The sequence below is a fragment of the Streptomyces sp. NTH33 genome, from assembly GCF_003236365.1.
Lineage (GTDB): Bacteria > Actinomycetota > Actinomycetes > Streptomycetales > Streptomycetaceae > Streptomyces.
Genome location: NZ_POTZ01000280.1, coordinates 1 through 9,533 on the forward strand (window position 1 = coordinate 1; position 9,533 = coordinate 9,533).

Consider the following 9,533-nt stretch of genomic DNA (forward strand, 5'->3'; position numbering starts at 1 on the left):
GCCCCCGCCAGCGCGCAGCACCCCACCGCGACCAGCGGCGGCGCGAACGCCGCCCACCGGGGCAGGCCCAGCGGATACGGCCGCCCGAGCACGTACAGCGCGGGCAGCCAGTTGACGAAGGCCAGCGGCAGGACGAACGTCACCCCGCGCACCAGCTCCTTGCCGAACACCGTCGGCGGGTACTGCAGCAGCGTGGTCCCGCCGTAGGTGAAGGCGTTCTGCACCTCCGAGGCGTCCTGCGCCCAGAACTGGAAGGCCGCCCCCGCCACGAACACCGCGCAGAAGATCCCGCAGCCGCTGACCACCATCACCGGCATCAGCAGCAGCTTCAGCGGCGTCCAGTCGACGTCGAGCCGGGTGAGCGCCCACCCCAGCACCAGCGCCCCCTGCGTCACCCGGCCCAGCCGGCGCAGCGCGAACCGGTCGGCGGCCACCTGGGCGAGCACCGGCGCGGGCCGCACCAGCAGGATGTCGAGGGTGCCGTCGCGCACCCGCCGCCCCAGCCGGTCCATCGAGCCGATCGCCAGGTCGGCCAGACCGAAGGCGGCATTGGACAGCCCGTACAGGAAGGCGATCTCGGGCAGCGGATAGCCGCCCAGCGCGTCCACCCGGGAGAACATCAGCAGGATCGCCACGAAGTCCAGCCCGCTCGCCGCGAAGTTCCCGAACGTGGTCATGACGAAGGAGGCGCGGTAGGCCATCGTGGAGCGGATCCACATGCCGGCGATCAGCCGGTAGGCCCGCAGCCCGTCCCGCAGCCGGCCGGCCGCCGTGTGCCCGGAGGGCTCAGCCACCCTGCACCACCACCCGCCGCGTCGCCGCCAGCTGCACCAGCCGCCCGGCCGCCAGCAGCGCCACCGCCCACGCCCCCTGGAAGGCGTACGTGCCCAGCGGGTCGGCGTGCCCCAGCAGGACGTCGGCGGGGGCCTGGAGCAGCGAGGACCACGGCAGCAGCCGGACCACCTCGCCGAGCGCGCCCGGGAAGACGTTCAGCGGCAGCAGCATCCCCGAGCAGAAGAACCCGGCCAGCCGGGCCATCTGCAGCACACCCGTACCGTCCAGCAGCCAGAACGCGCTCAGCGCCACCAGGAACCGGATCCCGAAACCCACCAGCGTCGCCAGCGCCACCGCGCCGAGGAACGCCACCCAGGTCAGCGGGTCCGCCGGCAGGGACACCGGGAAGACCAGCGCCCCGAACACGAACGGCACCACCCCCCGGCCGACCAGCTGGAACAGCGTCCGGCCCACGTCGGCCGCCAGCCACCACAGCTGCAGGTCGGCCGGCCGGTACAGGTCGACCGCGACATCACCCGTACGGATGCGCTCCATCAGCTCTTCCTCGACGCCGCCCCCGCCGATCGCCAGCGCCGCCAGGAACGCCTGCCCCAGCCACACGTACGTCACCGCCTGCGCCGGGTCGTAGCCGCCCAGGTGCGGCCGGGCGTCCCACAGCGCCAGGTACGTGTACACGAGGATCAGCCCGAACACGGTGTTCGTGAACACCCCGGCCACCGTCGCCGTCCGGTACGTCGCGTACCGTCTGAATCCCCCCGCCGCGACGGCCGCGTACAACCGCCCAGCGCCCACCTCCACCGCCTCCCAAGGCCCACGACAACGAAAGCGCGCGAGCCTATTACGCCCGGGACGTGATATGCCACGCATTTTCCGGCCCGGACAAGTGCGCTTGACCGGGAACGGAACGCCTGGTGCGAGAGTCTTCATCTGGGGGCGCCGAAGGCGCATGAGGGCGTACGGGAACGTACGACGCGAAAACAGGAGTCCGTACACGAGATGAGCGACGAGCCAAAGCCGAAGCCGGAGCCGCAGGCGCAGCCGGAACCGCAGCCGAAGCCGCAGCCGGGGTCTCCGGACCAGGGCGGGGCCGCACCAGAACCGCCGGCGGCGGTGGTGTTCGAGGCGGAGGAGGAGACCGGCCGACCCAGGCGCACCGGATGGCGCCGCGCCGTCCCGACCTGGCGCATGGTGCTCGGCGGCTTCATCACCGTCGTCCTGCTGGGCATCGGAGCGTTCTTCCTCGGCTACTCACTGGTGCAGATCCCGCCCGCCAACGCCCTGGCCGTCAAGCAGGCCAACGTCTACCTGTACGCCGACGGCACCGAGATCGCCCGCGACGGCGAGGTCAACCGGGAGAACGTCGGCCTCGCCCAGATCTCCAAGGACGCCCAGCACGCCGTGCTCGCCGCCGAGGACCGCGACTTCTACACCGAGTCCGCCGTCGACCCCAAGGCCATGCTGCGCGCCGCCTGGAACACCGCCACCGGCAAGGGCAGGCAGTCCGGCTCCACGATCACCCAGCAGTACGTGAAGAACTACTACCTGGGCCAGGAGCAGACCGTCACCCGCAAGGTGAAGGAGTTCTTCATCGCGATCAAGCTGGACCGCAGCCAGCCCAAGGACGAGATCCTCGAGGGCTACCTCAACACCAGCTACTTCGGCCGCAACGCCTACGGCATCCAGGCCGCCGCCCAGGCCTACTACGGCGTCAAGGCCAGGGATCTCGACCCGGCCCGCGCCGCCTACCTGGCCGCGCTGGTCAACGCCCCCAGCCAGTACGACGTCGTCGCCCACCCGGAGAACAAGCCCGCCGCGACGGCCCGCTGGAACTACGTCCTGGACGGCATGGTCACCAAGGGCTGGCTGAGCCCCTCGCAGCGGGCCGGCATGAAGTTCCCCATGCCGAAGGAGGCCACCGCCCCCACCGGCATGTCCGGACAGCGCGGCTACATCGTCCGCGCGGTCAAGGACTACCTGGCCAAGAACAAGATCCTCGACGAGGACCAGCTCGACACGGGCGGCTACCGCATCACCACGACCCTGCAGAAGAGCAAGCAGGACGCCTTCGTCAAAGCGGTCGACGACCAGCTGATGAGCAGGCTCGACAAGAAGAACCACGAGGTCGACACCTACGTCCGGGCCGGCGGCGCGGCGATCGACCCCAAAACCGGCGAGCTCGTCGCCCTGTACGGCGGCATCGACTACGTCCAGCAGTACACCAACAACGCCACCCGCCGGGACTTCCAGGTCGGCTCCATCTTCAAGCCGTTCGTGTTCACCGCCGCCGTCCAGAACGTCTCCCAGACCCGCGACGGCCGCCTGATCACCCCGAACACCTACTACGACGGCACCAACAAGCGCCCCGTCGAGGGCTGGAACGGCTTCTACGACCCCGAGAACGAGGACCAGCGCTCCTACGGCGACATCACCGTCCGCGAGGCCACCGACAAGTCCGTCAACGCGGTGTACGCCCAGATGGCCGTGGACGTCGGCTGCGAGAAGGTCAAGGACACCGCCGTCGCCCTCGGCCTGCCGGCCGACACCCCGTCCCTGACCCCCACCCCGTCCATCGCGCTCGGGGCGGCCAACGCCAGCGTCGTGGACATGGCCCAGGCCTACGCCACACTCGCCAACCACGGCAAGCACAGCCCGTACACGATGATCAAGAAGATCACCAAGGACGGCACCGACACCGTCGAGCTGCCCCGGCGCACCGAGTCCCAGCAGATCGGCCGCCAGGCCGCCGACACCACCACCGCGATCCTGCGGAGCGTCGTCCAGAACGGCACCGCCACCGCCGCCCAGGCCGCCGGCCGCCCGGCCGCCGGCAAGACCGGCACCGCCGAGGAGGACACCGCCGCCTGGTTCGCCGGCTACACCCCCGACCTCGCCACCGTCGTGTCCGTCATGGGCCAGGACCCGGTCACCGCCCACCACAAGTCGCTCTACGGCGCCATGGGCCTGGACCGCGTCAACGGCGGCGGGCCGCCCGCCCAGATCTGGGCACAGTTCACCAGGGACGCCCTGAAGAACAAGCCGGTCACCGACTTCGACCTCCAGCTCCAGCCGGGCGCCGACCAGGTCCAGGAGCCGCCCTCCGCCCCCACCGAGACCCCGGGCACCCACGACGGGGACGAGGAGGACCACGGCGACACGGACACCGGCGAGCAGGACACCCAGGGACAGGGCCACGACCAGGGGCAGACCGGAGGTCAGACCACGGAGGGCACCACCGGGGACACCACGGAGGGCACCACGGGCGACACCGGAGGCACCCCGCCGACCGGCGACACCGGCTCGGACACCGGAGGCACCCCGCCCGCCGACAGCAGCACAGGAGGCACGCCCGGCGGGAACAACGGCGGCCAGGGCAACGACGGCGGGAGCACGTCGGCCGGCACCCCCGGCGACGGCGGCACGGCGGCCGGCCTGTTCACTGGCCGGAAGTCATCTTGAGCCCCACCACGGCCACCAGCAGCAGACACACGAAGAAGATCCGGGCGGCGGTCGCCGGCTCCCCCAGCACCACCATGCCGACCACCGCCGCACCGGCCGCCCCGATGCCCACCCACACGCCGTAGGCGGTACCGATGGGCAGGGAACGGGCGGCGTACGACAGCATGATCATGCTCGCGACGATCCCGGCACCGGTGAGCACGCTGGGCACGAGCCGGGTGAACCCGTCGGTGTACTTCATCCCGATCGACCAGCCCACCTCCAGCAGACCGGCGACGACGAGCAGAACCCAGGCCATGACAGGCACCTCCGGGACGACGTAGGAGCGACGGAAAACGGGGTGCGTCGTCTTTGCCTACGTCCCGGTACGGCGCGTCTCGTCGGGCTGGGGCACGAGGCTAGCAAAGGAACGGAAACGGCAAAGGGGCCGGTGACAAGGGTCACCAACCCCTTCAGCCCGCTCGACGTCGAGCGACGTCGGACTATGCCGGTCTACGTAGGTTTACAGGTACAGGCCCGTGGAGTCCTCCGACCCCTCGAACCGGTCCGCGGCCACCGCGTGCAGATCACGCTCGCGCATGAGCACGTACCCGACTCCGCGCACCTCGACCTCGGCGCGGTCCTCCGGGTCGAACAGCACACGGTCCCCCGGTTCCACGGTCCGCACGTTCTGCCCGACCGCCACGACCTCCGCCCAGGCCAGCCGGCGTCCCACCGCCGCCGTCGCGGGAATCAGGATGCCACCGCCCGAACGCCGCTCGCCCTCGCTCGTGTCCTGCCGGACGAGCACGCGGTCGTGCAGCATCCGGATGGGCAGCTTCTCGTGGTGGCTGCTGTGCTCATTTCTCTTGGCGCTCACGCCTGAAAACCTACCTGCCCTCGGCGCGTCCGCACGCGGTGGGTGGCCGAGCCGCTCAGCCCCGGCGCCTGCGGGCACCGAGCGCGAGCAGCCCGACCAGCCCGACCGCGACGAGCGCGACCGGCACGACCCGCTCCAGACGCGGGGCGCCCTGTTCGTCCACGAACTGTGCCCGCACATCGCTCACGACCCGGTTGACCTGCACATAGGCCCGCCCGAGCGTGTGGTCGACGTTGGAGACGACCTTGGCCTTGGCGTCCCCGACGATGGTCTTCGGGTGCACCCGCATCCCGATCTCGTCGAGCGTCTCGGCCAGCACCTCGCGACGGCGCCTGATGTCCGCCTCGATCTCAGCCGGGGTTCTGGTGTCCGCGGTGTCCGCCACCGTACCGCCTCCGAAGTCCACTGATGCCTGTTCAGCACAGTCTGTCAGCTCTCACCCCGACCGCGCTGTCGGCACCCCCGGATACCCTCGGAGCGACACGGTATCGGCACGTACGAGGAGACACCTTCGATGACCGAGCGACTCCAGCCCGGGGACGTCGCCCCCGCCTTCACCCTCCCCGACGCCGACGGCAAGGAGGTGTCGCTGGCCGACCACGCGGGCCGCAAGGTCATCGTCTACTTCTACCCGGCCGCCCTCACCCCCGGCTGCACCAAGCAGGCCTGCGACTTCACCGACAACCTGGAGCTGCTCGCGGGCGCCGGGTACGACGTGATCGGCATCTCCCCCGACAAGCCGGAGAAGCTGGCGAAGTTCCGCGAGAAGGAGTCCCTGAGGGTCACGCTCCTGGCCGACCCCGACAAGAAGGTCCTGGAGTCCTACGGCGCCTACGGCGAGAAGAAGCTCTACGGCAAGACGGTCGTCGGCGTCATCCGCTCCACGGTCGTCGTGGACGAGGAGGGCAAGGTCGAACGCGCCCTGTACAACGTCAAGGCCACGGGCCACGTGGCCAAGATCATCAAGGATCTTGGGATCTGAACGGGGCGCTTCTGCGGCCTGCGCGGCCCGCACCGGGACGACCGGCGCGGGCCGCCCTGCATTCTGTGCGTGACTGTCCGATAACCGGTTCGTTACTCCGTATGGACCATGAACGTGTGGCCGAGAACGGAGGGGACCCATGGGGACCAGTGCGTACACGAGGGAGCGACTGGAGGAAGCGGCTCGCGGGGCACGGACGTTGTCGGAGGCGTTGGAGAGGTTGGGGGTGGATCCGAAGAGCTCGACGCGGGACTACATCCGGGCGCGGATGAAGAAGCTCAGGGTGGACACATCACACTTCGAGCGGGAAGGGGTGAAGTGGACAAAAAGGGCTCTTGAACGAGCGGTGGCGGCCTCCACGAACATGTGCGAGGTACTACGCCATCTCGGGCTGGAGGTCGTGGGCGGCCACCACACCCACATCAGTCGGCGGATCAAGGCGTACGGCATCGACACGTCCCACTTCCGGATTCCGACCCGGCGAGGGAAACCTTGGCGCCCCCGAACGCCGGAAGGTCTGCTCATCGAGCAGCCGACCGCTCAGGCCCGACGTATCCCGAGTGATCGCCTCAAGTGGGCAATGCTCACAACGGGCGTGGATGAGCGGTGTGCTCTGTGCGGTACGGAGCCGGTCTGGCGTGGGCGTCCGCTTCCGCTGGAAGTCGACCACATCGACGGCAACTGGCGGGACAACCGTGTCGAGAACCTACGGTTCCTCTGCCCCAACTGCCATTCGACGACGGACAACTACCGAGGGCGTGGTAAGGGGCGCGGCAAGGTCGGTGCTGCATGAACAGCGGTGTGCACTACACCCGCGAGCCATCGACGAAGGCCGCCGCGCAGTGTTCCGACATCGACGAAGTCATCTCGCGCTTCAGAGGTCACAAGCTGCCCCGCCCCACGCCCGAAGAACTGCAGGCAGCAGTCGCCGAATCGATCTCCATCGCTGGGGTGCTTCGCCGCCTGGGGCGCCCCGACAGCGGTACACAGCGCGCCCTCCTACGCCAGTGGATCGCTGAGGGACGCCTCACAACAACACACTTTCTGGGGCAGGCACATCAGCGAGGGAAAGTCCGCCGGGAGCTTGCCAAGCGGCCTGAGGAGATCCTGATTCAGCACGAGGGGAAGCGTCGGACCAAGACCGCCCTGTTGCGGCGCGCTCTCCAGGAAGTCGGCGTCCCCGAAGAATGCGCCGAGTGCGGGGTGGGCTCTGAGTGGCTCGGTCGGCCCATGACGCTGGAGGTCGATCACATCAACGGGGACTGGAGTGACGATCGGCGGGAGAATCTGCGACTACTGTGTCCCAATTGCCACGCAATCACCAACACCTGGTGCCGAGGTGGCCAGCGGCGTCGCACTCTCCCCCAGTAGAGTAGGACGCGGTTGGGCGCCCGTACGCCAACGGCCGAGCGGCAACCTTTAGGTGGTTGTGTTTGTCGGTTCGAATCCGACCGGGCGTACAAGAAAAAGAGGTCCCGCACCTTCGATTCGTAGGTGCGGGACCTCTTACGTAAGTTCAGCCCACCAGCTCCCGCACCACCGGTACCAGTGCCCGGAACGCCTTGCCGCGGTGGCTGATCGCATTCTTCTCGGCCGGGGTCAGTTCCGCGCAGGTGCGGGTTTCGCCGTCCGGCTGGAGGATCGGGTCGTAGCCGAAGCCGTTCGTGCCCGCGGGGGCGTGGCGCAGGGTGCCCCGGAGCTGGCCCTCGACCACCCGTTCCGTGCCGTCCGGCAGGGCGAGGGCCGCCGCGCAGGCGAAGTGGGCCGCCCGGTGGCCGTCGGCGATGTCCACGAGCTGGGCCAGGAGCAGGTCCAGGTTGGCCTGGTCGTCGCCGTGGCGGCCGGACCAGCGGGCGGAGAAGATGCCGGGGGCGCCGCCGAGGACGTCGACGCAGAGGCCGGAGTCGTCGGCGACCGCGGGGAGGCCGGTGGCCCGGGCGAGGGCGTGGGCCTTCAGGAGGGCGTTCTCGGCGAAGGTGACGCCGGTCTCCTTGACGTCGGGGATGTCGGGGTAGGCATCGGTGCCGACCAGTTCGTGGGGCAGGCCGGCGTCGGCGAGGATCGCCCGGAGTTCGGTGATCTTCCCGGTGTTGCGGGTGGCGAGGATCAGGCGGGTCATGCTGCGGCTCGTTCCTTTACTTCGCCAGGGCCGTCTGCTGGATGGCCGCGAGTTCCGTGCAGCCGGCGACGGCGAGGTCGAGGAGGGCGTTCAGTTCGTCGCGGGCGAAGGGTTCGGCCTCGGCGGTGCCCTGGACCTCGACGAAGCGGCCGTCGCCGGTGCAGACGACGTTCATGTCGGTGTCGGCGCGTACGTCTTCCTCGTAGCAGAGGTCCAGGAGCGGGACGCCGCCGACGATGCCGACCGAGACCGCGCTGACCGTGCCGGTGAGCGGCTGGCGGCTGGGCCTGATCAGTTTCTTGGACTGGGCCCAGGCGATGGCGTCGGCCAGGGCGACGTAGGCGCCGGTGATGGCCGCGGTGCGGGTGCCGCCGTCGGCCTGGAGGACGTCGCAGTCCAGGACGATGGTGTTCTCGCCGAGGGCCTTGTAGTCGACGACCGAGCGCAGGGAGCGGCCGATGAGGCGGGAGATCTCGTGGGTGCGGCCGCCGATCCTGCCCTTGACGGATTCGCGGTCGCCGCGGGTGTTGGTGGCGCGGGGGAGCATGGCGTACTCGGCGGTGACCCAGCCTTCGCCGCTGCCCTTGCGCCAGCGCGGGACGCCTTCGGTGACGGAGGCGGTGCAGAGGACCTTGGTGTCGCCGAAGGAGACGAGGACGGAGCCTTCGGCGTGCTTGCTCCAGCCGCGTTCGATGGTGACCGGGCGGAGTTGTTCGGGGGTGCGGCCGTCGATTCGAGACATGGCGTCGAGCCTAGTCCCCCAGGGGGGAGGGGGTCCTTCCGCGGTGGGAGGTGCCCCTTCCGGGTGAAGCGTGGGCCTGTGGTGGCCTGCGTGGTTCACATCATGTCTTCGATTTCCGCGGCGACGGGGTCCGCGTCGGTGCCGATGACGACCTGGACGGCGGTGCCCGTCCTGACGACGTCGTGGGCGCCGGCCGCCTTGAGGGCGGCTTCGTCGACCAGTGAGGGGTCGTTGACCTCGGTGTGGAGGCGGGTGATGCTGCCTTCGATCTCTTCGATGTTGTCGAGGCCGCCGAGTCCGGCGACGATTTTCTCAGCCTTGGTGGCCATGGCCCTTCTCCCTGGTCGGTGCCGAACCGCTTGTGAACTGGTCTACACCGTCTCGGGGGCGAGGATCTGGCGAAGGCGTGGGAGCTCACGCGCACGTCACGGCCCCAGGTGCCGATCTCGGCGCCGGGGGCCTTCTCGCGTCGTGCGGCGGGCTCAGATCTCGTACGTCGCGCCCGGTGCCGCCAGTTCCACCGGGCCGGTGTAGGCCGTGCGGGCGTCGGTCAGGTTGACCTGGGGGTCGGTCCACGGGG

12 protein-coding genes, 1 tRNA gene, 1 pseudogene and 1 riboswitch are annotated in these 9,533 nt (G+C 69.7%); of the genes and pseudogenes, 5 read left to right on the plus strand and 9 right to left on the minus strand.

The window, feature by feature from the left end; translation table 11 throughout:
- Both C1I97_RS23955 and C1I97_RS23960 read right to left on the minus strand, forming a co-directional pair.
- The coding region (locus C1I97_RS23955; protein ID WP_258382716.1) for an ABC transporter permease at window positions 1-794 on the minus strand (794 nt) is incomplete at its 3' end.
- Window positions 787-1,587 carry an ABC transporter permease gene (locus C1I97_RS23960; RefSeq protein ID WP_181446883.1) on the minus strand — a complete coding sequence of 267 codons (801 nt, stop codon included), beginning with the start codon at window positions 1,585-1,587 and terminating at the stop codon, window positions 787-789. The genes C1I97_RS23955 and C1I97_RS23960, both read right to left, overlap by 8 nt.
- Before the next feature lie 204 nt (window positions 1,588-1,791).
- Between C1I97_RS23960 and C1I97_RS23965 the strand changes: the two genes are divergently transcribed.
- The gene (locus C1I97_RS23965; protein WP_181446882.1) at window positions 1,792-4,251 is read left to right on the plus strand and encodes a transglycosylase domain-containing protein; all 2,460 of its coding nucleotides are present in this window, start codon (window positions 1,792-1,794) and stop codon (window positions 4,249-4,251) included.
- Here C1I97_RS23965 and sugE read toward each other — a convergent pair.
- The 3 genes from sugE to C1I97_RS23980 all read right to left on the minus strand — a co-directional run bounded on the left by sugE (window position 4,229) and on the right by C1I97_RS23980 (window position 5,495).
- Window positions 4,229-4,549, minus strand: coding sequence for a quaternary ammonium compound efflux SMR transporter SugE (gene sugE / locus C1I97_RS23970; protein ID WP_111005253.1), 321 nt, complete (start codon window positions 4,547-4,549; stop codon window positions 4,229-4,231). The two genes, C1I97_RS23965 and sugE, sit on opposite strands and share 23 nt — an antisense overlap.
- A 41-nt stretch (window positions 4,550-4,590) precedes the next feature.
- Window positions 4,591-4,659, minus strand: a riboswitch (guanidine-III (ykkC-III) riboswitch).
- A 94-nt stretch (window positions 4,660-4,753) separates the two neighbouring features.
- A complete protein-coding gene (locus tag C1I97_RS23975) occupies window positions 4,754-5,110 on the minus strand; it encodes a GroES family chaperonin (protein WP_111005254.1) in 357 nt (118 codons plus the stop codon).
- A 55-nt stretch (window positions 5,111-5,165) separates the two neighbouring features.
- A complete protein-coding gene (locus C1I97_RS23980; protein ID WP_111005262.1) occupies window positions 5,166-5,495 on the minus strand; it encodes a DUF3618 domain-containing protein in 330 nt (109 codons plus the stop codon).
- Between the two features lie 129 nt (window positions 5,496-5,624).
- On the opposite strand from C1I97_RS23980, the gene bcp reads away from it, so the two are divergent.
- The 4 genes from bcp (at window position 5,625) to C1I97_RS24000 (ending at window position 7,552) form a co-directional block, all read left to right on the plus strand.
- Entirely contained in the window at window positions 5,625-6,092 is a 468-nt protein-coding gene (gene bcp / locus C1I97_RS23985; RefSeq protein ID WP_111005255.1) for a thioredoxin-dependent thiol peroxidase, read from the plus strand.
- A 139-nt stretch (window positions 6,093-6,231) separates the two neighbouring features.
- A complete protein-coding gene (locus C1I97_RS23990) occupies window positions 6,232-6,885 on the plus strand; it encodes an HNH endonuclease signature motif containing protein (RefSeq protein ID WP_111005256.1) in 654 nt (217 codons plus the stop codon).
- The gene (locus tag C1I97_RS23995) at window positions 6,882-7,463 is read left to right on the plus strand and encodes an HNH endonuclease signature motif containing protein (protein WP_111005257.1); all 582 of its coding nucleotides are present in this window, start codon (window positions 6,882-6,884) and stop codon (window positions 7,461-7,463) included. The genes C1I97_RS23990 and C1I97_RS23995 overlap by 4 nt, the downstream gene beginning before the upstream one ends.
- A gap of 16 nt (window positions 7,464-7,479) precedes the next feature.
- A tRNA-Leu gene (locus C1I97_RS24000) sits at window positions 7,480-7,552 on the plus strand.
- A 56-nt stretch (window positions 7,553-7,608) separates the two neighbouring features.
- Here the strand turns inward: C1I97_RS24000 and rdgB are convergent.
- From rdgB to C1I97_RS24020, 4 genes and pseudogenes are all read right to left on the minus strand, one after another.
- Window positions 7,609-8,211, minus strand: coding sequence for an RdgB/HAM1 family non-canonical purine NTP pyrophosphatase (rdgB, locus tag C1I97_RS24005; protein ID WP_111005258.1), 603 nt, complete (start codon window positions 8,209-8,211; stop codon window positions 7,609-7,611).
- Between the two features lie 16 nt (window positions 8,212-8,227).
- A complete protein-coding gene (rph, locus tag C1I97_RS24010) occupies window positions 8,228-8,953 on the minus strand; it encodes a ribonuclease PH (protein WP_111005259.1) in 726 nt (241 codons plus the stop codon).
- 95 nt (window positions 8,954-9,048) lie between these two features.
- Window positions 9,049-9,282: a glucose PTS transporter subunit EIIB gene (locus tag C1I97_RS24015; RefSeq protein WP_111005260.1), complete on the minus strand. Its 234-nt coding sequence runs from the start codon at window positions 9,280-9,282 to the stop codon at window positions 9,049-9,051.
- Window positions 9,283-9,435: 153 nt separating this feature from the next.
- A pseudogene (locus C1I97_RS24020) lies at window positions 9,436-9,533 on the minus strand (MBL fold metallo-hydrolase); the annotation flags it as partial.